Raw genomic sequence first — 24,949 nt, 5'->3', positions numbered from 1 at the left:
CTTCTGCCCCATCGCCGTCCGGTGCCCGCAGCCCTCTTGAAAGCCGTCCCGCCCGGGGATTACGTTCCCCTGCCATGTATCTTTCCCGGCGCCTGCTCGCCCTGCCGCTCGGCCTCGCCGCGACCGCCGCGATCGGGCTCGTGCCCGGCGCCGCCGCGACGGGCGGCCCGCCGGGACCGGCCGCCGCGCCGGGCGAGCCGCTGTCGTACGTCGTCAACAGCGCCACCGACCCGGCCACTCTGGAGCGGGTCGAGGCCGCGGCCGCCGACGCCGGCGGCACCGTCGTGGCCACGTACCCGGAGATCGGCGTGACCGTCGCGCACGCCGCGGACGCGGACTTCGGCGACCGGCTGCGCGCGGTGCCCGGCGTGCAGTCCGCGGGCGCCACGCGCGCCGCGCCGCTGCGGAGCACGGCGGCGGAACCGGAACAGGGCCCGCGGGAGGGGCGGTTCAGGGCGTACGAGGACCGCGGGGCCGCGGGCGCCGCGTCGGCCGGTGCCGCGTCCGCCGGAGCCCGTGCCCGTACCGTGCCGCCCGAGCCGCTGGAAGCCGACCAGTGGTCCCTGCGCGTCGTCCGCGCCGACCGGGCGCATGCCCTCGCCACCGGCAGCCCCGACGTCACCGTCGGTGTCCTCGACAACGGCGTCGACGACACCCACCCCGACCTCGCCGCGAACTTCTCCGCCGCGCAGTCCGCCGACTGCGTCGACGGCGTCGCCGACACCACCCCCGGTGCCTGGCGCCCGGACCCGGAAGGGGCCTCAGCCGGCCACGGCACCTGGGTCGCCGGGCAGATCGCCGCCCCGCGCAACGGCATCGGCGTCGCCGGCGTCGCCCCGGACGTGACGGTCGCCTCCATCCGAACGTCGGCCCCCGGCGGCGGCTACATCTACGCCGAATCGGCCGTCTGCGCGCTCGTCTTCGCGGCCGACCACGGCATCGACATCGCCAACATGAGCTTCTCCATGGACCCGTGGCACTTCGTCTGCGCCGACGACCCCGACCAGCGGGCCATCCTGGACGCCGTCTCCCGCGCCGGCCGCCACGCCACCGGCGAGGGCGTGCTCCAGGTCGCCGCCGCCGGCAACGGCAGCCGCGACCTCGCCGACCCGGCGTTCACCGACGCCGAGAGCCCCACCGACGGCACCCCGGCCGACCGCACCGTCGACCCGGCGGAGTGCCCCGTGCTGCCGCACATGCTGCCCGGCGTCCTCAGCGCCGCGTCCGTCGGCTCGGAGGGCCTCAAGTCCGACCACTCCGACTACGGCCTCGGCGCGATCGACGTCGCCGCCCCCGGCGGCGACGACTACCAGATCCCCGACACCCCGTCGAAGGACCCGTACGTCCTGTCCACCTGGCCCGGCGGCACCTACGCCTCCGGGCCCGGCACCTCCGCGGCCACCGCCCAGGTCTCCGGCGTCGCCGCCCTCCTCAAGAGCACGCACCCGTACGCCTCTCCGGCGAAGCTGAGCGCCCTCCTGGCCGCCCAGGCCGACAACCCCGGCTGCCCCGAGGTCTACGACCCGGACGGCGACGGCGTCGAGAACGCCGTCTGCGAGGGCGACGACCGCCGCAACGGCTTCTACGGCGCGGGCATCGCCGACGCCCTCGACGCGGTACGCCGCTAGCCCTCCTCGACTCCCTGCTCGCGGGCGGCCGTCTCAGCCCGGACCGGTGCCCGTGCGGCGCTGCTTCAGCTCGTCGAAGCTCCGCCGGGTCCGGATCGTATAGGGGTGCTCGGGACCCAGGACGCGCATCTCGTCCGCGAGCAGTTCCGCGAGTGCGGCCTCCGCTCCGGCGGTGTCACCGGCCTCCGCGCACCACTGGCGAGGGAGTGGCGCGTCGCGAAGGTCTGCGGGTGGTCGGGGCCCAGCACCCGCAGGCGGTCGGCGGCGAGTTCCGTGAAGGCCCGGACCGCGCCGGCCGGGTCGCCGGCCTTCCCGCGCCAGCGGGCGAGGTGATGACGGGTGATGAGGGTATGGCCGTGATCGGGACCGAGGACGCGCGTCTGGTCGGCGAGCACTCCCGTGAGCGCGACCACCGCGCCTTCCGGATCGCCTGCTTCCCCGCGCCAGCGGGCCAGGTTGGTGCGGGCGGAGAGCGTGTAGAGATGGTCGGGCCCCAGGACCCGCAACTGGTCCTCGACGAGTTCCGCGAAGGCTTCCGCCGCACCGGCCGGGTCACCGGAGTTGCCGCGCCAGCGAGCGAGGTTGTGCCGCGAGATCAGGCACTCCGTATCGTCGGGTCCCAGGACGCGCAACTGGTCGGCGACGAGTTCCGCGAAGGCTTCGGCCGCGCCGGCCGGATCCCCGGCCTCGCCGTGCCATCGGGCACGGTGGTGCCGGGTGATGAGGGTCTCGGGGTGTTCGGGCCCCAGGACGCGCAACTGGTCGGTGAGGAGTTCCGCGTAGGCCGCGGTGGCACCCGCCGGGTCTCCGGCCTGACCGCGCCAGTAGGCGTGGTTCTGACGGAAGGCGAAGGTGTCGGGGTGCTCCCGGCTCAGACGGTCGTCGGCGGCTTCGATGAGCTGGGCGAAATACGAGACGGCGGCGGTGACCTGACCGCTGTCGCCGAGGCTCCGCCCGGTGCGCAGCAGCACGGGATGGAAGCCGTCCGCACCGCCGCTGTGCAGGGCGTGCGGCGCGCACTCGGTGAGGGCTGCCGCGTTCGCCCGCAGGGCCTGGGCGAGGGCCGTGTCGCGTTCGACCTCCGGCCACGCGGCGACGAGAGCGTCGCCGGCGGTCCGCGCCGACTCGGCCAGGCGCGCGTCGGCGAGACCTTCGCGAGTGGCGCGCTGGATGAGCTGGTGCACGCGAACGGCCTGGTGAGGGTGGTCAGGAGCGTAGTCGACGAGACTCAGGCGGTGCAGTACGTGCAGCGCCCCCTCCACCTCGTCCGCCCCCACGGACCCCGTGGTCTCCGGACGGCCCGCGGCCCGGCTCAGCCCGGTGCGGACGGCCGCGTCGCCGAGGACGGCGGCGGGGATGCCGTTGGGGTCCAGCAGGGCCGCGAGTTCGAGGAGGGGGCGGGCGAGGCCGGCGGGGGGAAGCCGGTCGGCACGGTCGACGGAGAGGGCCCAGGCGGCCCAGACGGGCTCCGGATAGTCGTCGGGCAGGGCGGAGGAGTCCGGCAGCAGGTCGCGCAGGGCGCGTTCGGCCAGCCTCTCCCGGTACGCGGCGATGCCGAGACCGGTGTCGGAGAGGTAGGCGGCCGCCTGGGCCAGGGCGAGCGGTAGATGGCCGAGTTCGCCGGCGAGGGCGGCCACCTGGTCGGGAGGTTCGTGGCGCCCGCTGTCGGCCAGCGCCTCGGTGAGATAGGCGCGCGCCTCGTCCGGCGTGTACAGGCCCACGTCGACGACCTTACGCCCGCGGGTGAGCGCCGCCTCACGGCGGCGGGTGGTGATCAGGGTCCGGCCGAGCGGGCCGGCCGGGGGCCACAGGCCCCGGAGATCGGCCGGGTTGGCGAGGTCGTCGAGTACGACGAGCCAACGCCGCTTCTCCGGGCCGGACCTCGGCTCCAGCCAGGCGAGGAAGGCGCGCGCGGCCGTCTCGGGTGCCGCGGGATCGGCACCGAGGATCTCGCCGGCAGCCTGTGCGTATCCGGTGACGATGGCCGAGCGGGACGCGGCGGTGATCCAGACCAGCAGGTCGGCCTCCTGCCGGTCCCAGGTGTCGCGCGCGTACTGGGCGGCGAGTTGCGTCTTGCCCACACCGCCCATCCCGGTGAGTACCTGGTAGAGCACCACCGTCCCGCCGTCCGCCACCGCACGGTCCAGTTCCCGGGAGACCGCGCGGTCCTGGAAGCAGTCGGCCCGGCGGGGGATCACTCCCACCTGGTGCGGCCAGGTGAAGGAGGACAGCGCGGCGGCTCCGGTGCTCAGGCGGAGGTCACCGGCCAGGTAGCCGACGGCGATGCTGTTGTGCTGCGCATGGACCGTGACCCCGCCGGAGCCGGGGTTCCGGGCCGTGCCCGGGCCTTCCTCAACCGGTCCGGTCAGCCCTGGTCCGGAGCCGGTGGGGAAGGGGGGCCGAGATGGACTCCGCCCTGGATGGAGCCGGCCGCCACCGACCCTCCCTCGGCCCGTACGGTCACGTCCCCGCCCGCGGCGACTCCCCCCGGACCGGCGGAGACCCCGCCCGGGTGACCGTGCTCGGCGAGAATCCGGCGCAGTTCCCCGGCCGCCGCCAGCTGCTCGCGGCCGGCGAGCGACGCCAGAGCGCCCTCGACGTGCGCCTGCCAGGCGGCGCGCTGCCGGGCACGCTCCGCCTCCGCCTGCTCGCCGACGGCTTCGAGAGCGGCAGCAGTCCGGTCCAGGCGTGCCAGCTCGGCTCTTTCCCGGTGCGTATCGCCGCGGCCGAGCCAGCTGGCCACCGCCCCGCGCAGGGCGCCCCAGGCGTCCGTGCCCGCGGCCGACACCACTGCTGCGCCTCCCGATGCGGCCAAGAGCGTCAACGCCTGGTCCAGCACCACGCACCTCCCCACCGAGTTCCACGGTCCTCACGGAAGGTAGCCCACGCGTCGCACGACGCGACAGCGTGTATCTGGACACTCCGGGTACGGCCGGGGGCTCAGATCAAGGCGTACTGTCCCTCCGGGCCCTCCTCGCGGTGGTCCAGTACCGACGCGGGGCGGCGGGCCGAGGCGGGGGCGGGGAGGATGCCCGCCTCGCGCAGCTCGGCCGCCGTGATCTCCGCGCCGGACGCGTCCGGACCCGCGTCCCGACCCGCGTCCCGGTCCGTGTCCGGACCCGCCGCCTCCGCGAGCAGCGCCAGAACCGTGATCAGCTCCAGCAGTTCCGACGTCCACTCCTGCGGCCACGCCCCCGGCCGGATCGCCGCCAGCGTCCCCGGCTCCCCGGGCTCCACCCGCGCGGCGATCCACTGCTCCAGCACCGGCACGCCGCCCTCCGTGAACTCCCAGGCCTCCCGCGGCACCGGCGAGATGCGCCCCTCGCCGAGGAGCAGCGCCTCCTCCTCCGGGTCGTACGACACGTCCGCGGGCCTGGCCGGTAGCGCCGCCCGTACGTACGGGCGCCGCCCGCCCGGGAGCCGGGGCCTGCCGCCCCCGCGGGCGCCGCGGAGCTGCACCTCCAGCAGCCGCCGCCCCCGCGCCACGCCGGCCCGCCACTCCTCCGCGTCGGCGGTCAGCGGCACCGCGCAGCCGCGCGGGGTGGCCCGCCCGGCGGCCAGCGCCCAGGCGAACAGGTCCTCCGGCGCGACCTTCCCGCCCAGCCGCCGGCCGAGCCAGCGCAGCAGCCGCGGCGCGACGTTGGGCTCCCGCCCCCGGGGCCGCCGGTACAGCGGCCTGATCCGTCCCGGCCGCCCGGCGGGCGACCGCCCGTCCGGCAGCAGCGCGGACGCGACCACGGCGAGCCCGCCTGGTCCGCCCGCCGCCTGCGGGACGTACCCGGCCTCGACGGCGAAGAGCTGCCGGTCGTCCGCGACGCGCCACAACTCCGGCCGGGCGGCGTCCAGCAGCCGGTTGTCGGGGATCAACCACCGCCGGTCGTACGCCCCGTGCAGCACCCGTACCGGCTCGGGACACGGCCCCGCCTCGCGGGCCAGCCGCCCGGTCCCGGCGGCCCGGCCGGGCAGCTGCGCCACGGCGCTGTGCGTCGTCCGCGCCCGGGTCGGCCGGAACAGCTCGTCCCGCTCGGCGCCTTCGGCCCGTACGAGCGCGTCCCACCGCGCCCGCAGCGACGCCGCGTCGGGCCCCATGACCCACCCCCGGCCGAGCCGCAGCGGGGCGACGCTCCAGGGCATCAGATCGGCGAGCAGCGGGGCGGCGTCGCCGGCGACGGGCGGGCCCTCGGCCCGTCCCCGCACCCCCTCGTCCGCCGCGGGCGCGGCCTCCGCCGCGGGGGCCTGCGCTACGGCGGCCTCCGCCACGGCCGGGCCGCTGTCCGCCGAACCACCCATGCCCCGTCCTCCCCTCGCTGCCGGAGCCGCCCGTCCGACTGCCTGCCGGGCCGCCCGCAGGGCGCTTCGCATCCTACGATCCCGGTGCGACACCACCGGCGCCACCGCATCCGGACCACCCGTGCCAGACTCCGCTGATGTCCTCCTCAACGATCACCGCGGACGCCGCCGGCACCTGGCGGCTCGGCGACCTCTCCGTCCGCCGCCTGGGCTTCGGCGCCATGCGCCTGCCCGCCGCGGCGGAGCCGGACGCGGGCGGCCGGGCGCGCGCCCGCACCGTGCTGCGCCGCGCCGTCGAACTCGGCGTCAACCACATCGACACCGCCGCCTTCTACTTCTCCGCCCGCCGGTCCGCCAACGAACTGATCAACTCCGCCCTCGCCCCGTACCCCGACGACCTCGTCATCGCCACCAAGGTCTGGGCGGGCCGCGACCCGTCGGGCGCGTGGGGGTGGGCCGAGCCCGAGCAGATCCGCGGGCAGGTCGAGGAGAACCTGCGCCAGCTCGGCCGCGACCACCTCGACCTCGTCAACCTCCGCCTCCCGCCCAGCCGCAGGCGCGCGGACGGCTCCCTGGCCGACCATTTCGGCGCCCTCGCGGAGTGCCGCACGGCCGGCCTCGTGCGCCACCTCGGCGTCTCCAACGTCAGCGCCGGCCAGCTCGCCGAGGCCCGGACGATCGCCCCGGTGGTCTGCGTCCAGAACGCCTTCGGCGTCGGCGCCGCCGCCGAGGAGCGGGACCTGCTGCACACCTGCGGCGAACAGGGCATCGCCTACGTGCCGTTCTTCGCCATCGCGGGCGAGGGCCGGGAGGCGGGCCCCTCGGGTACGGAGGCGGAGGAGGTCCGCGCCGCCGCCCGCGCCCGCGGCCTGACCCCCGCGCAGATCCGCCTGGCGTGGACCCTCCACCAGGGCCCGCACGTCCTCGCCATCCCCGGCACCGGCAATCCCGACCACCTCGTGGAGAACGTCGCCGCGGCCGCGGTCCGGCTCACCGACGAGGAGGCACGCCTCCTGGGCTGAACGCGGCTCCGGGCACCCTAGGGGGCCTCCAGCGTCACGCTGAACGAGAACCGGTCGCCCCGGTAGCGGATCCGGGCCACGTCCACGACCCTGCCGCCGTCGTCGTACGAGACGCCCGTGTAGTGCAGGATCGGGCTGAGCAGTGGGACACCCAGCAGCTCGACCGTCTCCGGGTCGGCCAGGGTCGCGGTGACGGTGTCCGTGATGCGGGCGATGCGGATGCCCGCCCGGTCGCGCAGGACCTTCGTCATCGGCCAGCGCTCCAGATCCGCCGGGTCGATGCGGGCGGCGGCCTCCGGACGGACGGTGTTGACGGCCCAGTTGGTGGCCTCGCCGGTGGCGCCGTCGTGGCGCAGGCGCCGGTACGCCATGGCCTCGCCCAGGTCCGGGAAGTAATCGGCGAGGTCCGCGGGGACCGGGGCGGGGCCGTGGGCGAGGAGCGTCGTGCGGTCGCCGGACTGCTGGGCGACGATCGCGTCGACCGAGCCCAGCAGCCGGACGGGGGCGGTGCTCCGGGCCGTCGCCTCGATGAAGGTGCCGCGGCGGCGGTGGCGCGTGATCAGGCCCTCCTCCTCCAGCTCCTTGAGGGCCTGGCGGAGGGTGAGCACGCTGACGCCGTAGTGCTCGGCGAGCCGTTCCTCCGTCGGCAGCCGCAGCGGCGCGTCCTGCGGCCGGCCGAGGATGGAGGCGCGCAGGGACTGCGACACCTGGTACCACAGCGGCAGCTTGCGGTTGAGCTGGAGAAAGTCGGGCGCGAAGAGGCCGGTCATGCCCTGCTGTGCCCTCTGGGGGAGCCCCCCAGACCCCCTGCTTGCCGCAGCCCCCGCCATACGTCGTCGTAGCCGTCCTGGAGGTGGTCCGCGTCCCGCGCCTGCGGCGTGAGCGTGACCGGCCAGCGCGTCTCGAACATGAACGCCAGCCCGTCGTCGATCTTCTGCGGCTTCAGCTCGGCCGCCGAGGCCCGGTCGAAGGTCTCCTGGTCGGGGCCGTGCGCGGACATCATGTTGTGCAGGGAGCCGCCGCCGGGCACGAAGCCCTCGGCCTTCGCGTCGTACGCGCCCTCGACCAGGCCCATGTACTCGCTCATCACGTTCCGGTGGAAGTACGGCGGCCGGAAGGTGTCCTCGCCGACGAGCCAGCGCGGCGCGAAGACGACGAAGTCGACGCCCGCGAGCCCCGGGGTGTCGGAGGGGGAGGTGAGGACGGTGAAGATGGACGGGTCGGGGTGGTCGTAGCTGATGCTGCCGATGACGTTGAAGCGGTGCAGGTCGTAGACGTACGGGACGTGGTTGCCGTGCCAGGCGACGACGTCGAGCGGGGAGTGGTCGTACGTGGCCTTCCAGAGGTTGCCGCAGAACTTGTTGACGACCTCGACCGGGCCCGCCGTCTCCTCGTACGCCGCCACCGGGGCGAGGAAGTCCCGGGGGTTGGCCAGGCCGTTGGCGCCGATGGGGCCGAGGTCGGGGAGGACGAAGGGGCTGCCGTAGTTCTCGCAGACGTAGCCGCGCACCGTGGTGCCCGCGGTCAGCGGCTCGACGCGGAAGCGGACGCCGCGGGGGATGAGCGCGACGTGCCCCGGCTCGGCGCGCAGCAGCCCGAGTTCGGTGCGCAGCAGCAGGCCGCCGCGTTCGGGGACGACGAGGAGTTCGCCGTCGGCGTCGGAGAAGACGCGGGTCATGGGCGCGTTGGCGGCGTAGAGGTGGATGGCCATGCCGGTGCGCTGGGCGGCGTCGCCGTTGCCGCCGAGGGTCCACAGGCCGGCCAGGAAGTCGGTGCCGGGCGCGGGCTCCGGCAGCGGGTTCCAGCGGAGCCGGTTGGGGTCGGGGGCCGCCTCGGTGAACGGGGCGGTGCGCACCGCCCCGTTGCCGGTGCGGACGAAGCGGGGGTGGGCGGCCGAGGGGCGGATGCGGTAGAGCCAGGAGCGCCGGTTGTGGGCGCGGGGCTCGGTGAACGCGGAGCCGGACAACTGCTCGGCGTAGAGCCCGAGGGGGGCGCGCTGCGGGGAGTTGCGGCCGGTGGGCAGGGCGCCGGGGACGGCCTCGGTGCTGTGCTGGTTGCCGAAGCCGGAGAGGTACGTCAGCCCTTCGGCGGTCTTGCGCGCGCGCTCGGCGCTCGCCTGCGCGGCGTCGGCGTGCTCGCCGCGTGCCTGCTCTGCGCTGCTGGTCATGGTGGTACCGCCCGCCTTCCCGTCACCATTCCTATGGAGAACCATAGGAATGGTCTCAGGCGGACGCCGGCGGCGCCACCCGGCGCGCGTGACCCACCGCACGCCCCGGCGCCCTGGGCGCCGAAAACTACCGGCGCTAGTTTGGTGCCGTACGCACGCCGCCGACCCACGGGAGACGTACCGATGCAGGCCCACGACGGCATGTTCCTCGACGGCCGCTGGCAGCCCGCCGCTGGCGACGGCGTCATCGAGGTCGTCGACCCCGCCGACGAGCAGGTCATCGCCACCGTCCCGGCCGGCACCGCCGCCGACGTGGACGCCGCCGTCGGCGCCGCCCGCGCCGCGTTCCCCGGCTGGGCGGCCACCCCGCCCGCCGAGCGCGCCGCGCGCGTCGGGGCGCTCAGCGAGGCGCTGGCCGCCCGGGCGGAGGAGGTCGCCGCGACGGTCACCGCCGAGCTGGGCGCACCGCTGACGTTCAGCCGGAAGGTGCACGCCGCGGTGCCGGTCGCTGTCTCCGCCTCGTACGCGCGGATCGGCGCCTCGTACCCGTACGAGGAGAAGGCCGGCAACTCCACCGTCCTGCACGAGCCCGTGGGCGTCGTCGGCGCGATCACGCCGTGGAACTACCCGCTGCACCAGATCGTCGCCAAGGCCGCCCCGGCGCTCGCCGCCGGCTGCACGGTGGTGCTCAAGCCCGCGGAGAACACCCCGCTGGTCGCCCGGCTCTTCGCCGAGGCCGTGGCCGCGGCGGGCTTCCCGCCGGGAGTCCTCAATGTCGTCACCGGCCACGGCGCCGAGGCCGGCCGGGCACTGGTGGAGCACCCCGGCACCGACCTCCTGTCGTTCACCGGCTCCACCGCCGTCGGGCGGAGCGTCGCCGCGGCGGCGGGCGCGGCGGTCAAGCCCGTGGCGCTGGAACTGGGCGGCAAGTCCGCGAACGTCATCCTGCCGGGCGCCGACCTCGCCAGGGCCGTCAGCGTGGGCGTCGCCAACGTCATGGCCAACTCCGGCCAGACCTGCAACGCCTGGACCCGGATGCTCGTCCACCGCGGCGCGTACGACGAGGCGCTCGCCCTCGCCGCCACCGCCGCGGCCAAGTACGCCCCCGGCGACCCCCGCGACCCGGCCACCCGCCTCGGGCCCCTCGTCAGCGCCGCCCAGCGCGACCGCGTCCGCGGCCACATCGAGCGGGCCGCCGCGGAGGGCGCCGAGCTGCTCGCGGGCGGGCCCGAGGCCCCGGCGGGGCACGAGCGCGGCTACTTCGTCCGGCCCACCGTCTTCGCCGACGTCACCCCCGAGATGGCCGTCGCGCAGGAGGAGGTCTTCGGGCCGGTGCTGGCGATCATGCCGTACGAGGACGAGGACGACGCCCTGCGCATCGCCAACGGCACGGTCTACGGCCTCGCCGGCGCCGTGTGGGCGGGCGACGAGTCGACGGCGGCGGCGTTCGCGCGGCGGATGGAGACCGGGACGGTCACCGTCAACGGCGGGAAGTTCGACATCCTGGCGCCGTTCGGCGGCCACAAGCAGTCCGGCATCGGCCGCGAGCTGGGGGTGGCCGGGCTCGCGGAGTTCCTGCACACCAAGTCGCTGCAGTTCTGACCGCACGTACGCCCCCCGGCCCCGGCCCCGGCCGCCGCGCCTCGCCCCGCGCACCCGCCCTCACCCGCCCCCGAGATACGGAGCCCCCGATGACCCGCGCCGCCGTCCTGTCCGCGATCGGCTCCCCGCTCGAACTCGCCGACATCGACGTCCCCGCCCCCGGCCCGGGGCACGTGCGTGTCCGGCTCGCCGCCGCCGGCGTCTGCCACTCCGACCTCTCCCTCGCCAACGGCACCCTGCGCCAGCCCGTCCCCGCGGTGCTCGGCCACGAGGGCGCCGGCACCGTCGTCGCCGTCGGCGACGACGTCACCGGCGTGGCCCCCGGCGACGAGGTGGTGCTCAACTGGGCGCCGTCCTGCGGCACCTGCCACTACTGCGGGCTCGGCGAGCCGTGGCTGTGCGCCGCCGCCGGTGCCGCCGCGGCCGAGCCGTACGCCAGCCTCGACGGCGCCGGCCTCTACCCGGGCCTGGGCACCGCCGCCTTCGCCGAGGAGACCGTCGTCCCCGCGCACGCGGTGCTGCCACTGCCCGCAGGGGTGCCGCTCACCGACGCCGCGCTCCTCGGCTGCGCCGTGCTCACCGGCTGGGGCGCCGTGCACCACGCCGCGGCGGTACGGGCCGGGGAGTCGGTCGCCGTCTTCGGCGCCGGCGGCGTCGGGCTCGCCGTGCTCCAGGCCGCCAGGATCGCGGGCGCCGGGCCGCTCGTGGCGGTGGACGTGTCGCCGGCGAAGGAGGAGCTGGCCCGCGCCGCGGGCGCCACCGACTTCGTCCTCGCGGCGCCCGGCGGGGAGCGCGACACCGCGAAGCGGATCCGCTCGCTGACGGCGGGGGTCGGCGCCGACGTGGCGATCGAGTGCGCCGGCCGGGCGGAGTCGATACGCACCGCCTGGTCCAGCACGCGGCGCGGCGGCCGGACCACGGTCGTCGGCATCGGCGGGCAGGAGGACCGGGTGTCGTTCTCCGCGCTGGAACTCTTCTACTTCGGCCGCACGCTCTCCGGCTGCGTCTACGGCAACAGCGACCCGGCCCGCGACCTGCCCGCCATCGCCGCGCACGTACGCGCCGGGGAGCTGGACCTCGGCGGGCTCGTCACCGCGCGCATCGGGCTCGACGGCATCCCGGCGGCGTTCGACGCGATGCTCGCGGGACGCGGGGGACGGGCGCTCGTGGTGTTCTGAGCGTCCGCCGCCGTCCGCGCACCGGTCAGCCGGATTACTTGACGGCCGTGTCGGCGCGCGGAAAGAAAGTGCCCTGACGATCAAACTGCGACAACGCCCATGTCTTCACTTCTTGGAGACAAGAAAGGACCGGGAACGGGTTTCTGCCAACTCCCTCCGGTCTTTGGACTCTTGGTGGATAAAGTTTGTTTGCGGTTGAGTCGAAGCAGTTCCCAGGGTGACGAAAAGAAGTTAACTTGTTGCGGACCGGTCAGCCGGGGCGGCGACGTCACCCCCCTCCATCGGACGACGCCGCCCCGGGGCGCGACGGCGCGCGCCTGTGCAACCCCCCACCGACCCTCTCCCCGGAGGAAACGCGTGCACAGGAAACTCAGAAAGGTCATGGCCGCATTGTCGGGCGGCCTGCTCGTGACATCGGGCGTGGTCGCCCTCACGGTCACGCAGTCGGCCACCGCCGCGCCGCCGAAGGCCGCGGCGGCGGAGTTCCGGCAGGTCGAACTCGCCAAGGGCGTACCCGACATGGGCGAGCCCATGTCGCTGGCCGTACTGCCCGACCGGTCGGTGCTGCACACCGCGCGCGACGGCACGCTGCGCCTGACCAACGCCAACGGCGACACCAGCGTCGCGGGCAGGCTCCCCGTCTACACCAACGACGAGGAAGGCCTGCAAGGCGTCGCCGCCGACCCGGACTTCGCGTCCAACCGCTTCGTCTACCTCTTCTACGCCCCGCCCCTCGACACCCCCGGCGGCGGCGCCCCCGAGACGGGCAGCCCCGCCGACTTCGCGCCCTTCGACGGCGTCAACCGCCTCTCGCGGTTCGTCCTGGGCGAGAACGGCACGCTGGACCTGGGCAGCGAGGTCACCGTCCTGGAGGTCCCGACCTCCCGAGGCCAGTGCTGCCACGTCGGCGGCGACATCGACTTCGACGCCGAGGGCAACCTCTACCTGTCCACCGGCGACGACACCAACCCGTTCGCCTCCGACGGCTACACGCCCATCGACGAACGCGCCGACCGGAACCCGGCGTTCGACGCCCAGCGCAGCTCGGCGAACACCAACGACCTGCGCGGCAAGGTGCTGCGGATCAAGGTCAACGCGGACGGCTCGTACGACATCCCCGCCGGCAACCTCTTCGCGCCCGGCACGGAGAAGACCAGGCCCGAGATCTACGCCATGGGCTTCCGCAACCCGTTCCGGATGAGCGTCGACAAGGCCACCGGAGTCGTCTACCTCGGCGACTACGGCCCCGACGCCGGCACCGCGAGCGCCACCCGCGGGCCCGGCGGCCAGGTCGAGTTCAACCGCATCAGCGAGCCGGGCAACTTCGGCTGGCCGTACTGCACCGGCGACAACGACGCCTACGTCGAGTACGACTTCGGCAACGGCTCCTCCGGCGGCACCTACGACTGCGGCGCGCCCGTCAACAACTCGCCGCACAACACCGGCCTGACCGAGCTGCCGCCGGCCCAGGCCGCGTGGATCCCCTACGACGGCAACTCCGTCCCCGAGTTCGGCAACGGCTCCGAGTCCCCGATGGGCGGCCCCGTCTACAACTACGACGCCGGCCTCGACTCGGCCGTGAAGTTCCCCGAGGAGTTCGACGGGGACTACTTCGCCGGCGAGTTCGGCCGCCGCTGGATCAAGAACATCAAGGTCGACGGCTCCGGCGGGGTCCAGTCCATCAACGACTTCCCCTGGTCCGGCACCCAGGTGATGGACATGGCCTTCGGGCCCGACGGGGCGCTGTACGTCCTGGACTACGGCACCGGCTTCGGCAGCGGCGACGACTCCAGCGCGCTCTACCGCATCGAGCACGTACCGGCGGGCCAGGCAGGCGGCGCCGCGGCCGGCGAGGAGCCGAAGGTCGTGAAGGCCGGCGGCGCGGACAGCGGCACGCCGAAGGCCGCGAGCGCGGCGTCGGTGGAGCTGAAGCTCCCCGGCGACGGGCAGCTCTTCGAGTTCGGCGACGCCGTGCCGTTCGAGATCGAGGTGACCGACCCCGACGGCGGCGAGGTCGACTGCGCGAAGGTGACGCTCGACTACCTGCTCGGCCACGACTCGCACGCCCACCACCTCGCGTCCGCCTCGGGCTGTTCCGGCATCCTCCAGACGCCCCAGGACGGCGGGCACGACGTGAGCGCCAACATCTTCGGCGTCTTCACCGCCAAGTACACCGCCGCGGACGGCACGACCGTCACCGACCAGCACCTCGCGCAGCCCCGCCACCGGCAGGCGGAGCACTTCAAGACCACCGAGGGCGTCGAGGTCGAGCAGTCCGGGGCGGCGGAGGGCGGCGCCCGGGCCGGCGGCATCGACGACGGCGACTGGGTCGCGTTCACCCCGTACCTGGTCGAGGACGGCGACTTCACCGCCCGCGTGGCCGCGGAGGCGGCCGGCGGGGCCATCGAGGTACGCGCCGACGCACCGGACGGCGCGCTGCTCGGCACCGTCGACGTGCCGGCGACCGGGGACGCGGACACGTACGAGGACGTGACCACCACGCTGGCCGACGCGCCGGCGGAGACCACGACGCTGCACCTGGTCTTCACGGGCGCGGGAGACGCGCCCTTCACCGTCGACTCCTTCACCCTCGGCTCCGGAGGCGAACAGTGACCGACAAGACGAAGCGGCGGGCCAAGCGCCTCGCCATCCCGGCCGCCGCGTGCGCGCTGCTCGGTGCCGTGGCTGCGCTGCCGATGACCGGGGCGAACGCGGCCCCGGCGCCGGAGGCGCGGGAGGCGGCGGCAGCCGCGGGCGCCGACGCCGCCCCCTTCGACGTGCTGGTCTTCTCCAAGACGGCCGGCTTCCGGCACGACTCGATCGACGAGGGGGTCGCGGCGCTCACCCGGCTGGGCACAGAGAACGACTTCACCGTCACGGCCACGGAGGACGCCGGCGCGTTCACCGGGGAGAACCTGTCGCAGTACGAGACGGTCGTCTTCCTGCACACCACGGGCGACGTGCTCGACGCGACCCAGCAGACGGCGTTCGAGGGCTACATCAAGGGCGGCGGCGGCTACATGGGCATCCACGCCGCCGCCGACACCGAGTACGACTGGCCGTTCTACGGCGAGCTGGTCGGCGCCTGGTTCGCCTCCCACCCGGCGATCCAGCAGGCCACGGTGAACGTGGAGGACCACGCGCACGACGCCACCGCGCACCTGGACGACCAGTGGGTCCGCAACGACGAGTGGTACGACTACCGGGCCAACGCACGCGACACCGCGCACGTGCTGGCCACGCTCGACGAGTCGACCTACGACGGCGGGCAGATGGGGGAGGACCACCCCATCGCCTGGTGCCAGGAGTACGAGGGCGGCCGGTCGTTCTACACCGGCGGCGGTCACACCGCCGAGTCGTACGCGGAGCCGGACTTCGTACGCCACCTCCTCGGCGGCGTCCGCTGGTCGGCGGGCGCGATAGAGGCCGACTGCGGCTGACCCCGCCCAGAGGACCCGTCGTCGCCGCGAGGGGCGGCGACGACGGACCGGCCCCCGGGCCGGCCCGGCGACCGGGCGGCACGCCGAACCACCCGTCGCCGACCCCAGGTGCCCGGCCACTCCCGGCCGGGCACCTGGTCCGTTCCGGTGGCGGCCGGGAGCCGGGAGCGGGGGGTGGGGTCGCGGTCCCCGGCCTCACCGCCGGAGCGCGTCCGCCTCCGGTGGCTCGAATGCGCGTAGCTTCACCAGTTTGCCGAGCACCATCCGCTTCCCCGGTCCCTCAGGCGTCCTGGATCCGGCGCCAGGGCCGGTCGGCCTCCAGGGCGAAGGCCAGTTCCAGCAGCGTGCGTTCGTCGCCGTGGGCCGCCGACAGCATCACCCCGGCCGGTACGCCGCCCGCGGGTGCCGGGTCGGCCGCCGGGGCGGGCAGGGAGATGGCCGGGCTGCCGTTGATGTTGTTGATGGGGGTGAAGGCCACGTACGCCCGGAGGCGGTTCAGCAGTTCCTCGTACGGGACGTTGGGCGACAGGTGCCCCAGCCGCGGGGTGGTGTGCGCGAGGACCGGGGACAGCAGCACGTCGTAGCGCGTGAGCGCCGCGTCGTACGCCTCGTCCGCCGCGCGGCGCAGCCGGCGCAGGAACGCCGGGGTGGTGTGCATCCGGCGCAGGTACGTCGCCCGCAGGCCCTTGCTCAGCCCGTCCATCCGGCGGCCGTCGAAGTGCCGGTCGTACACGAACCGCCCGCCGGCGCCGGCGAGGAAGGCGAGCATCCCCCAGTACGAGATGAAGTCCTGCTCGAAGCGGCCGTCGAGTGGCAGCGCGTACGGCTCGACCGCGTGCCCCTGCCCCTCCAGCGCGAGGGCCACGGCCGCGACGGCCGCGCGCGTGGCCGCGTCGGTCGCCGCGCCCGTCGGCGACTCGGCCACCAGGCCGATCCGCAGGCGGCGCGTGCCCGGGCCCTCGACCAGGCCGAGCGGGGGCATCCGCGGGTTGCGCCAGTGCCGTTCTGCCGCGGCGAGGAACGCGGCGGTGTCGCGCACGGACCGGCTCAGGACGCCGTCGCCGACCATGTCGATGGGCAGCCTGCGGCCCGTCTCGTTGGCCACGACCCGGCCCCGGGTGGGCTTGAGGCCGACGAGCCCGCAGCACGCCGCGGGGATGCGGATCGAGCCGCCGCCGTCGTTGGCGTGGGCGATCGGCACGGCCCCGGAGGCGACGAGCGCGGCGCTGCCGCCGGAGGAGCCGCCGGGGGAGTAGGACGGGTGCCAGGGGTTGCGGACGGGCTCGTCGTTCTCGTACTCCGTGCTGGCGTTGAAGCCGAACTCCGGCAGCCGGGTCTTGCCGAGGAACGTCATGCCCGTGCTGAGGAACTGGCGCGTGAACGGCGCGTGCCGCGGCGCGGCGTGCGGCGTGAACGCGGCGCTGCCGTGCCCGGTGGGCAGGCCGCCGTAGTCGGTGTTGTCCTTCAGCAGGGTGGGCACTCCGGCGAGCGGGCCGCCGGTCGCGCGGTCCGCCTCGTATGCCTTGTCCGCCTCGTCCGGGTCGTACGTGTCGTAGGCCGGGACGGCGACGGCGTGCAGTTCGGGCTCGACGAGCCGGATGCGCTCGACCGCGGCACGGGCCAGCTCCCCCGCGCCGACCTCGCCGGCGCGGACGAGCCTGGCGAGGCCGACGGCGTCGTGCGCGCCGAGGGCGTCGTCGCGGAAGGCGTGGACGGGCCCGCGGCCGGCGGGCGCCGCGGTGCCGCGTTCCCGGGTGGTGCCGCCGTTCTTCCGGTCCTCGGTGACGTCGTCGGTCATGGCCTGCCTCCCGGCTGGGGCAACGCGGCGGCCATCCGGTCCACCGCCTCGGTCAGCACCTCGGGCGAGGTGGCGAAGTTGAGCCGCGCGTGGCCGGCGCCGCCCGTGCCGAACGGGATCCCCGACGCCAGCGCCACGCGCCCGCGCTCCAGGAACACCGCCGCGGGGTCGTCCCCGAGGCCCAGCTCCCGGCAGTCCAGCCAGGCCAGGAACGTACCGTCCGGGACGTGGTACTCCACGCCCGGCAGCCGCTCCGCGAGCAGCCGGCCGAGCAGCCGGCGGTTGCCGTCCAGCCCGGCGAGCAGCGCGTCGAGCCACGGGCCGCCGTGCCGGAGGGCCGCCACGTGCGCGATGACCCCCAGGTGGCTGGCCCCGGCCGCGACCTCCTCCGGTATCAGCGCCAGCTCGCCCGCCGACTCCTCGCCGGCGACGGCCACCGCCGCCTTCAGCCCCGCCAGGTTCCACGCCTTCGACGCCGACAGCAGCGCGAAGCCCCGCTCCGCGCCCGGCACGGTCAGGTACGGCACGTGCCGGGCACCGGTGCCCGGCGGCACCAGCGGGGCGTGGATCTCGTCGGCGACGACCCGCACCCCGTGCTCCCCGGCGAGCGCGGCGACCCGGGCCAGCTCGGCGGCGGTGTGCACGGTGCCGGTCGGGTTGTGCGGGCTGCTCAGCAGGTACGCCGCGCGGTGGCCGCCGGCCCTGGCGGCGGTGAACGCCGCGGCCAGGGCGTCGAAGTCGATGCGGCGGCCGGCGCCGAGCGGGGCCTCGACCACGCGCAGCCCCAGGTGTTCTGTGAAGGCGTAGAACGGCGGGTAGACCGGGGAGTTGACGACGACGGCGTCGTCCGGGGACGTGATCAGCTTCAGCACCTCGACGATGCCGCGCATCACGTCGGGCACGAGGGCGATCCGCTCGGCCGGCACCTGCCAGTCCCAGCGCCGCCCCGCGAAGTCCGCGAGCGCCCGCGCGTACGGCTCGACGGTCGCGTACCCCGTGTCGCCCAGGTCGATCGCCTCGTGCACCGCCTCGGCGATGGGGGCCGCGAGCCGCGTGTCCATCTCGGCGACCCACAGCGGCAGCACGTCGGGCGGATACGCGCGCCACTTCACCGACGTCCGCCGGCGCGACTCCGCGAGCGTCTGCCCGCGCAGCGGATCGGGCACCGGGGCCGCCGCCTCGTCGGCCGCCGCGTCGTCGGTCACCGGGTCGGCCGCCCGGACGCCGGACGGGGCGTCCGGCGGTCCGGCGCTCATCGGCGCCCGCCGGCGCGGCGTGGCGGGACGGGGCGGGCGAAGGAGCTGTTCGATCGGGCCATGCCCGCCATGGTAGGTCGGCCCACCGACACCGGACCTGCGAATTCACGCCTCCCGACGCGGCGGTTACCGGCCGGTCGGCGGGTGGGGTCCGGGGTCGCCGTCCGCGACCTGTTCGAGCCACCTCCGGTGCGCCCCGCCGAACGGCTCCGTGCCCGCCGCCACCGCCGCCATCAGCCACTCGGCCGACGCGGTCGCCCGCGCCACGGTCTCCTCCGAGTAGCCGTAGCGCACCCGGTGATCGGCGAACTCGTCCTCGTCCAGCAGCCGAGGCGCCTCCTCGCCGCGCTGCCGGGCGACGTCGAGGTCCAGGTCGACCATCGTGACCTCCGCGGCCGAGCGCCACCGCGGCGGCGTGGTGATGTCCACGTACAGGGCGGTGCGCCGCGGCGGGGCGTTGAACGCGGCGGTCCACCAGGAGCCGCGGGGGAAGAGCGTCACGTGCGCGCACTCGAAGGTCACGGGCGGGCCCGCGCCCTTGCGCGTCGTGCCGCCGGCCTGCTGGCCGAGCCACACGCCGTGCTCGTCCTCGCCGAGGCGGCGCATGGTCGAGTTCCAGTGCAGGGTGCCGTCGTACTTGCGGTAGATCACGCGTACCAGGTCGGCCATTGCGGGATCATAGCCCCGGCCACGGCCCGCCCGGCGGCGCCCCGGCGCACGCCCGGCGTCAGCCCGACGGCTGCCCGCTGAGCTGGGCGAACTGCAGCCGCAGGCCGTCCACGAGCGCCCGTAGCCCGGTCTCGAAGGCGCCCTCGTCCACCTCCCGCCGGTGCTCCGCCAGCAGATGCGCCCGGCCGAGGTGCGGGTAGTCCGCCGGGTCGTACGCCGCGGGGTCGGCGACGAAGCCGCCCGCGAACGAGCCCAGCGCGGAGCCGGCGACGTAGTACCGCATCAGCGCGCCGACCCGGGTGGCCTGCGCCGGCGGCCAGCCCGCCGCCACCATGCCGCCGAACACCGCGTCCGCGAGCCGCAGCGCCGCCGGCCTGCGGCCGGGGCCCTGGGCGAGCACGGGCACGATGTTCGGGTGCGCGGCCAGCGCCGCCCGGTAGGACCTGGCCCAGGCGAGCAGCGCCTCCGGCCACGGCGAGCCGTCCGCGAACATCGACAGGTCGACTTCGGCGACCACCGCGTCGACCGCGGCGTCCAGCAGTTCGTCCTTCGTCGTGAAGTGGTTGTACAGCGAAGGCCCGCTGACCCCCAGCTCGGCGGCGAGCCGCCGGGTGGACACGGCCTGCAGCCCCTCGGCGTCGACGAGGGCGAGCGCCGCCGCGACGATGCGCTCACGGCTCAGCAGGGGCTTGCGGGGGCGGGCCATGCCGCACATTTTAGAGCGGCCGGGGCGGCAAACTAGCAGCGCTAACCGGGAGGTCGCGGGCCGCGGGTGCGGGCCGGCACACCCGGTCCGTACGGCCCTAAGCGCTTGCTCAGCGTCGAGGGTAGGGTGTTCTCCGCTGCACCCGGGAGAGCGGAGAGCGAGCATGCAGGACGTCCAGGAGCCCGCGGCCTGGGGCGGGGTCGAGCCGGAGGCGGCGCAGCGGCTGCTCACCGCGGGCGTCGAGGCCTTCGCGGAGCGCGGCTACCACGCCACCACCACCCGCGACATCGCCGGCCGCGCCGGGATGAGCCCTGCCGCGCTCTACATCCACTTCAAGACCAAGGAAGAGCTGCTCTTCCGCATCAGCCGCGTCGGCCACGAGCGGGCGCGGGCGGTCATCGCCGCCGCGGCGGAGTCCGAGGGCACGGCGGGGGAGCGGCTCGCGTACGCCGTACGGGCCTTCGCGCGCTGGCACGCGGAGCACCACACGACGGCGCGCGTGGTGCAGTACGAACTGGCGGCGCTCGGCGAGGAGCACTACGCGGAGATCGTCGCGCTGCGGCGGGAGATCGACCGGCTGGTGCGGGGGATCATCGAGGACGGCGTGCGGGACGGCGAGTTCGCGGTGGCCGACGTGCCGGGGACGGCGCTGGCGGTGCTGTCGCTGTGCGTGGACGTGGCCCGCTGGTTCAGCGCCGCGGGCAGCAGGCCGCCGGAGGAGGTCGGGTCGCTCTACGCGGACCTGGTCGGCCGGATGGTGGCGGCGCCGGACGCGCGGGACGCCCGGCGGCACGGGCCTCAGAAGTAGTAGCGGACCACGGACTCCGCGACGCACACGGGCTTCTCGCCGCCCTCGCGCTCGACCGTGTACCGCACGGTGAGCTGCACGCCGTCCGCGACCTCGCCGACGTCCGTGATCGTGGCGGACGCCCGCAGCCGCGAGCCGACGGGGACGGGAGCGGGGAAACGCACCTTGTTCGTACCGTAGTTGACGCCCATGCGGACGCCCGCGACGTCGATGAGCTGCGGACCGAAGAGCGGCAGCAGCGAGAGCGTGAGGTAGCCGTGGGCGATGGTCCCGCCGAACGGGCCCCCGGCCGCCCGCTCCGGGTCGACGTGGATCCACTGGTGGTCGCCGGTGGCCTCGGCGAACAGGTCGATGCGCCGCTGGTCGATCTCCACCCAGTCCGTATGCCCCAACTGCTCGCCCACCGCGCCCTTCAGCTCGTCGACCGAGGTGAACGTGCGGGGCTCTGCCATGGCGTGCCTCCCGGGGCGGGCGAGGGTGTACGGGTGTGCGCGTGTGCGGGGCTGTGCGCGGGTGCGTCGGGATGGTCTAAGCGACTGCTTAGCATGGTCGCGGTGCGGATCCCTGTCAACGGCCCCGTGCCCGTGGCCGCGTCGCCGTCACGGCGCCCCGGCGCCCGACGGGCCGGACAGCAGCGCGGCGGCGGCCGCGACCAGCGCGGCGTTCCCGGGGGCCGGCGTGCCGTCGGGGAGCACGAGGGTGTCCTCCAGGCCGATACGGGTCGCCAGACCCAGCCCGGCCGCGAGCCGCAGCACCGGCCAGGCACCGCCGTCCTCGCCGTGCAGCAGTACGGGCCGGGCGGGCGCCCCGGCCAGGGCGGTGAGCAACTCGCGGGCGGTGCCGGGCGCGGAGCCGGGGTCGGTATCGGTCACCTCGGCGAGCACGCGCAGGACCCGCGGGGCGAGCGGGGAGGCGCGGAAGAGAGCCACCGCGTCCGTGCCCGACCACACCCCGGCCTCCACGCCGACGCCGCGCTCCAGCAGCGCGGCGGCGACCTGATCCGCGCCGGGCTCGTGCCAGTTGACCGAGGCGTGGTCCGGCAGCACCGTCCACGAGCGGACGCGGGCCACGCGGACCGCGGGGTCGGGCTCCGCCCAGGCCCCGGTCGTCACCCCCACCGGCACCCCGGGCACGGCCCGCCGCACGGCGGTGACGGCCGCGGCGACGTCGGCCGCCACGACCGAGTCCGCCCCGGCGGGCGACTTGGGGTGCAGGTGGACGTCCCGGGCCCCGGCCGCACACGCCGCCACCGCGGCGTCGGCCAGCGCCCGGGGCGTTACGGGCACCCCGCGGTGCTCGGCCGCGCTCCGCGGCCCGTTGAGGCACACCTGCAACAGCATCCAGCCACCGTAAGCGCCGCCACTGACACCGCCCCGGACCCGCACCGGCAGCAGGGCAGCGCGCGGCAGCACCGCGGCGCCGCGGCTCCTCCCGGGGGCGGCCGCGCCGCGGTCCGCCGGCGCGTCCGCGGTCGCCGTCCGGCGTCCGGCCCGTACGGCGGGACGTGCGGCGCTCGCCCGTACGGCCGAACGCCCGGTCCGTGCGCCGACGGCCGCCGCGGCCCGGACCTTCCCCGCCGCATACCGACCGGTTAGTCTGCCCCTGGTCGGCAACCGGGACGGCAACCGTGGAGAGGCGGGCACCGTGGGCGGCGTACGGGACGCGCGGGCAGTGGTCACCGGGGGCGGCGGCGGCATCGGCGCCGCGCTGGCACGACGGCTCGCCGCCGGGGGCGCCCGCGTCGCCGTCAACGACGTCGACGCCGACAGGGCCCGCGAAGTCGCCGCCGAGATCGGCGGGTTCGCGCTGCCCGGCGACGCCTCCGGCGCCGTGTCCGCCGCCCGCGAGGCCCTCGGCGGCATCGACCTCTTCTGCGCCAACGCCGGGGTCGCCACCGGCGGCGGCCCGGAGGCCGCGGACGGCGAGTGGGCCGCCGCCTGGGACGTCAACGTCATGGCGCACGTGCGCGCCGCCCGCGAGCTGCTGCCGGAGTGGCTGGAGCGCGGCGAGGGCCGGTTCGTGGCCACCGTCTCGGCGGCCGGCCTGCTGTCGATGGTCGGCGCCGCCCCGTACAGCGTCACCAAGCATGCCGCGCTGGCCTTCGCCGAGTGGCTGTCCCTGACGTACCGCCACCGCGGCATCGCCGTGCACGCGGTCTGCCCCCAGGGCGTACGCACCGACATGCTCCGCGCCACCGGCGCGGCCGGCGACCTGGTCCTCGCCCCCGGCGCCATCGAGCCGGAGCAGGTCGCCGACGCCGTCCTGGCCGGCATCGCCGAGGACCGCTTCCTGATCCTGCCGCACCCCGAGGTCGCCGGTTACAGCGCCGTGCGCGCCACCGACCCGGACCGCTGGCTGGCGGGCATGAACCGCCTCCAGCAGACACTCGAGGACAGACCCTAGGGGTCGCGGCCCGCGGACCTTCCCGTACGCCGCGACGGACCGGGGTGCCGGGGCCGACACTGGAGGCCGGGACGACGAAGGGCGAGGACATGGCGACGACGACGGGCGGGAACAGCGGGACGGTGCCGGAGCGGCTGCTCGCCGCCGCCACACGCCTCTTCGCCGAGCGGGGCTTCGACCGCACCTCGGTGCAGGAACTCGTCGAGGCCGCCGGGGTCACCAAGGGCGCGCTCTACCACTACTTCGGGTCCAAGGACGACCTGCTGCACGAGATCTACGCCCGCCTCCTGCGCCTCCAGCAGGAGCGCCTCGACCACTTCGCGGCGCTGGACGCCCCGGTCGAGCGGCGGCTGCGGGAGGCGGCGGCGGACGTCGTCGTCACCACCGTCGACCACCACGAGGACGCGCTGATCTTCTTCCGCTCGATGCACATGCTGGGCCCGGAGAAGTCCAAGGAGGTACGGGCGGAGCGGCGGCGCTACCACGAGCGCTTCCGCGGCCTCATCGAGGAGGGCCAGGCCGCCGGCGTGTTCTCCACCGCCACCCCGGCCGACCTGGTGGTGGACTACCACTTCGGCGCGCTGCACCACCTGGGAAGCTGGTACCGCCCGGACGGGCCCATGTCGGCGCGGGAGGTCGGCGACCACCTGGCGGAGCTGCTGATGCGCGCGCTGCGCCCGTAGCCCAGAGCACCGGAGCACCGGCGCCCCGGGCCGTACGGGCCGGGGCGTGCCCGGGCCCGTACGGCACCGGCTCACGCGCCCGGCGTGTACTTCTTCAGCTCGCGCCGGGCCAGCGACCGCTGGTGCACCTCGTCCGGTCCGTCCGCCAGCCGCAGCGTGCGCGCCGACGCCCACAGCTCGGCCAGCGGCGTGTCCTGGCTGACGCCCGCGGCGCCGTGCAACTGCACCGCGCGGTCCAGGATGCCCGTGACCTCCCGCGGCACCGCGATCTTGATGGCCTGGATCTCCGTGTGCGCGCCGCGGTTGCCGACCGTGTCCATCAGCCACGCGGTCTTCAGCACCAGCAGCCGCAGCTGCTCCACCGCCACCCGCGCGTCCGCGATCCAGGTCTGCACCACGCCCTGCCGCGCCAGCTCCTTGCCGAACGCCGAACGCTCCACCGCCCGCCGGCACATCAGCTCGATCGCCCGCTCCGCCATGCCGATGAGCCGCATGCAGTGGTGGATGCGGCCGGGACCCAGCCGCGCCTGCGCGATGGCGAAGCCGCCGCCCTCCTCGCCGATCAGGTTGGCCGCCGGGACCCGTACGTCGTCGAGGACGATCTCGGCATGGCCGCCGTGCAGATGGTCCTCGAAGCCGTAGACCTGCATGGCGCGGCGGACGGTGAGGCCGGGAGTCTCGCGGGGGACGAGGACCATGGACTGCTGGCGGCGGGGATCGCTGCCGTGCGGGTCGGTCTTGCCCATGACGATGAACACGGCGCAGTCCGGGTTCATCGCCCCGGAGATGTACCACTTGCGGCCGTTGACGACGTACGAGCCGCCGTCCCGCTCGATCCTGGTCTCGACGTTCGTGGCGTCGGAGGACGCGACGGCGGGTTCCGTCATCGCGAACGCCGACCGGATCCGGCCCTCCAGCAGCGGCTCCAGCCACCGTGCGCGCTGCTCCTCGGTGGCGAACTGGGCCAGCAGTTCCATGTTCCCGGTGTCCGGCGCGCTGCAGTTGAGCGCCAGCGGCGCGAGGTGGGGGCTGCGGCCGGTGATCTCGGCGAGCGGCGCGTACTGGAGGTTCGTCAGGCCCGCGCCGTACGTCGTGCCGGGGAGGAAGAGGTTCCACAGCCCGCGCCTGCGGGCCTCGGCACGCAGCTCGTGCACGACCGGCGGGTGCACCCACGGGTCGCCCTGCTCGGCGACCTGCGCGGCGGCGACCGGCTCGGCGGGGTGGACGTGCTCGGTCATGAACGAGAGCAGGCGCTCCCGCAGTTCCTCGGTGCGTGCGTCGAGTGCGAAGTCCATGGCC

21 protein-coding genes are annotated in these 24,949 nt (G+C 75.4%); 9 read left to right on the top strand and 12 right to left on the bottom strand.

Annotation, left to right across the window (positions count from 1 at the left end):
- Positions 1 to 74: 74 nt before the first annotated feature.
- Positions 75 to 1,628: a S8 family serine peptidase gene (locus LG396_RS19950; RefSeq protein ID WP_225795797.1), complete on the top strand. Its 1,554-nt coding sequence runs from the start codon at positions 75 to 77 to the stop codon at positions 1,626 to 1,628.
- A gap of 65 nt (positions 1,629 to 1,693) precedes the next feature.
- Here LG396_RS19950 and fxsT read toward each other — a convergent pair whose 3' ends face one another.
- From fxsT to LG396_RS19935, 3 genes are all read right to left on the bottom strand, one after another.
- Complete coding sequence (fxsT, locus tag LG396_RS19945) at positions 1,694 to 3,826, bottom strand: FxSxx-COOH system tetratricopeptide repeat protein (RefSeq protein ID WP_225795796.1); 2,133 nt, start codon at positions 3,824 to 3,826, stop codon at positions 1,694 to 1,696.
- Between the two features lie 167 nt (positions 3,827 to 3,993).
- Entirely contained in the window at positions 3,994 to 4,443 is a 450-nt protein-coding gene (locus LG396_RS19940; protein WP_225795795.1) for a hypothetical protein, read from the bottom strand.
- A 125-nt stretch (positions 4,444 to 4,568) separates the two neighbouring features.
- Complete coding sequence (locus LG396_RS19935) at positions 4,569 to 5,918, bottom strand: type ISP restriction/modification enzyme (RefSeq protein WP_225795794.1); 1,350 nt, start codon at positions 5,916 to 5,918, stop codon at positions 4,569 to 4,571.
- 137 nt (positions 5,919 to 6,055) lie between these two features.
- Between LG396_RS19935 and LG396_RS19930 the strand changes: the two genes are divergently transcribed.
- Complete coding sequence (locus LG396_RS19930; RefSeq protein WP_225795793.1) at positions 6,056 to 6,940, top strand: aldo/keto reductase; 885 nt, start codon at positions 6,056 to 6,058, stop codon at positions 6,938 to 6,940.
- Positions 6,941 to 6,957: 17 nt separating this feature from the next.
- On the opposite strand, the gene LG396_RS19925 is transcribed toward LG396_RS19930, so the two are convergent.
- Both LG396_RS19925 and hmgA read right to left on the bottom strand, forming a co-directional pair.
- Positions 6,958 to 7,710: a GntR family transcriptional regulator gene (locus LG396_RS19925; protein WP_225795792.1), complete on the bottom strand. Its 753-nt coding sequence runs from the start codon at positions 7,708 to 7,710 to the stop codon at positions 6,958 to 6,960.
- Positions 7,707 to 9,107, bottom strand: coding sequence for a homogentisate 1,2-dioxygenase (gene hmgA, locus LG396_RS19920; protein ID WP_225795791.1), 1,401 nt, complete (start codon positions 9,105 to 9,107; stop codon positions 7,707 to 7,709). The genes LG396_RS19925 and hmgA overlap by 4 nt, the downstream gene beginning before the upstream one ends.
- 183 nt (positions 9,108 to 9,290) lie before the next feature.
- Between hmgA and LG396_RS19915 the strand changes: the two genes are divergently transcribed.
- The 4 genes from LG396_RS19915 (at position 9,291) to LG396_RS19900 (ending at position 15,327) form a co-directional block, all read left to right on the top strand.
- A complete protein-coding gene (locus LG396_RS19915) occupies positions 9,291 to 10,709 on the top strand; it encodes an aldehyde dehydrogenase family protein (RefSeq protein WP_225795790.1) in 1,419 nt (472 codons plus the stop codon).
- An 89-nt stretch (positions 10,710 to 10,798) separates the two neighbouring features.
- Positions 10,799 to 11,887 (top strand): Zn-dependent alcohol dehydrogenase, encoded by a 1,089-nt coding sequence (locus LG396_RS19910; RefSeq protein ID WP_225795789.1) that lies wholly within the window; start codon positions 10,799 to 10,801, stop codon positions 11,885 to 11,887.
- Between the two features lie 381 nt (positions 11,888 to 12,268).
- Positions 12,269 to 14,500 (top strand): PQQ-dependent sugar dehydrogenase, encoded by a 2,232-nt coding sequence (locus LG396_RS19905; RefSeq protein ID WP_225795788.1) that lies wholly within the window; start codon positions 12,269 to 12,271, stop codon positions 14,498 to 14,500.
- A gap of 83 nt (positions 14,501 to 14,583) precedes the next feature.
- The gene (locus tag LG396_RS19900; protein ID WP_372483538.1) at positions 14,584 to 15,327 is read left to right on the top strand and encodes a ThuA domain-containing protein; all 744 of its coding nucleotides are present in this window, start codon (positions 14,584 to 14,586) and stop codon (positions 15,325 to 15,327) included.
- A 280-nt stretch (positions 15,328 to 15,607) separates the two neighbouring features.
- Here the strand turns inward: LG396_RS19900 and LG396_RS19895 are convergent, their stop codons facing one another.
- From LG396_RS19895 to LG396_RS19880, 4 genes are all read right to left on the bottom strand, one after another.
- Positions 15,608 to 17,125 (bottom strand): amidase, encoded by a 1,518-nt coding sequence (locus tag LG396_RS19895; RefSeq protein ID WP_225795787.1) that lies wholly within the window; start codon positions 17,123 to 17,125, stop codon positions 15,608 to 15,610.
- Positions 17,122 to 18,381 (bottom strand): MalY/PatB family protein, encoded by a 1,260-nt coding sequence (locus tag LG396_RS19890; protein WP_225795786.1) that lies wholly within the window; start codon positions 18,379 to 18,381, stop codon positions 17,122 to 17,124. Before LG396_RS19890 ends, LG396_RS19895 begins: the two co-directional genes overlap by 4 nt.
- Before the next feature lie 126 nt (positions 18,382 to 18,507).
- Positions 18,508 to 19,050, bottom strand: a complete 543-nt coding sequence (locus LG396_RS19885) for a ribonuclease FAU-1 family protein (RefSeq protein WP_225795785.1) — start codon at positions 19,048 to 19,050, stop codon at positions 18,508 to 18,510.
- Between the two features lie 58 nt (positions 19,051 to 19,108).
- Positions 19,109 to 19,756 carry a TetR/AcrR family transcriptional regulator gene (locus LG396_RS19880; protein WP_100298521.1) on the bottom strand — a complete coding sequence of 216 codons (648 nt, stop codon included), beginning with the start codon at positions 19,754 to 19,756 and terminating at the stop codon, positions 19,109 to 19,111.
- A gap of 163 nt (positions 19,757 to 19,919) precedes the next feature.
- Between LG396_RS19880 and LG396_RS19875 the strand changes: the two genes are divergently transcribed.
- Positions 19,920 to 20,564, top strand: a complete 645-nt coding sequence (locus tag LG396_RS19875; RefSeq protein ID WP_225795784.1) for a TetR/AcrR family transcriptional regulator — start codon at positions 19,920 to 19,922, stop codon at positions 20,562 to 20,564.
- Here the strand turns inward: LG396_RS19875 and LG396_RS19870 are convergent.
- Together LG396_RS19870 and LG396_RS19865 are read right to left on the bottom strand one after the other, a co-directional pair.
- On the bottom strand, positions 20,555 to 21,016 hold the full coding sequence (locus tag LG396_RS19870) for a MaoC family dehydratase (protein WP_018837416.1): 462 nt from the start codon (positions 21,014 to 21,016) through the stop codon (positions 20,555 to 20,557). The genes LG396_RS19875 and LG396_RS19870 overlap by 10 nt on opposite strands.
- Positions 21,017 to 21,163: 147 nt before the next feature.
- Positions 21,164 to 21,904: a 3-keto-5-aminohexanoate cleavage protein gene (locus tag LG396_RS19865; RefSeq protein WP_100298519.1), complete on the bottom strand. Its 741-nt coding sequence runs from the start codon at positions 21,902 to 21,904 to the stop codon at positions 21,164 to 21,166.
- Between the two features lie 304 nt (positions 21,905 to 22,208).
- Between LG396_RS19865 and LG396_RS19860 the strand changes: the two genes are divergently transcribed.
- Both LG396_RS19860 and LG396_RS19855 read left to right on the top strand, forming a co-directional pair.
- On the top strand, positions 22,209 to 22,967 hold the full coding sequence (locus LG396_RS19860) for an SDR family oxidoreductase (protein ID WP_225795783.1): 759 nt from the start codon (positions 22,209 to 22,211) through the stop codon (positions 22,965 to 22,967).
- Between the two features lie 89 nt (positions 22,968 to 23,056).
- On the top strand, positions 23,057 to 23,650 hold the full coding sequence (locus tag LG396_RS19855; protein ID WP_018837419.1) for a TetR/AcrR family transcriptional regulator: 594 nt from the start codon (positions 23,057 to 23,059) through the stop codon (positions 23,648 to 23,650).
- Positions 23,651 to 23,721: 71 nt separating this feature from the next.
- On the opposite strand, the gene LG396_RS19850 is transcribed toward LG396_RS19855, so the two are convergent.
- Positions 23,722 to 24,945, bottom strand: a complete 1,224-nt coding sequence (locus tag LG396_RS19850) for an acyl-CoA dehydrogenase family protein (RefSeq protein WP_225795782.1) — start codon at positions 24,943 to 24,945, stop codon at positions 23,722 to 23,724.
- Positions 24,946 to 24,949: the final 4 nt, after the last annotated feature.

Origin of the sequence: Streptomyces aculeolatus, from assembly GCF_020400605.1 — a bacterium.
GTDB lineage: Bacteria > Actinomycetota > Actinomycetes > Streptomycetales > Streptomycetaceae > Streptomyces > Streptomyces aculeolatus.
This window is presented reverse-complemented; position numbering and strand designations above follow the sequence as displayed.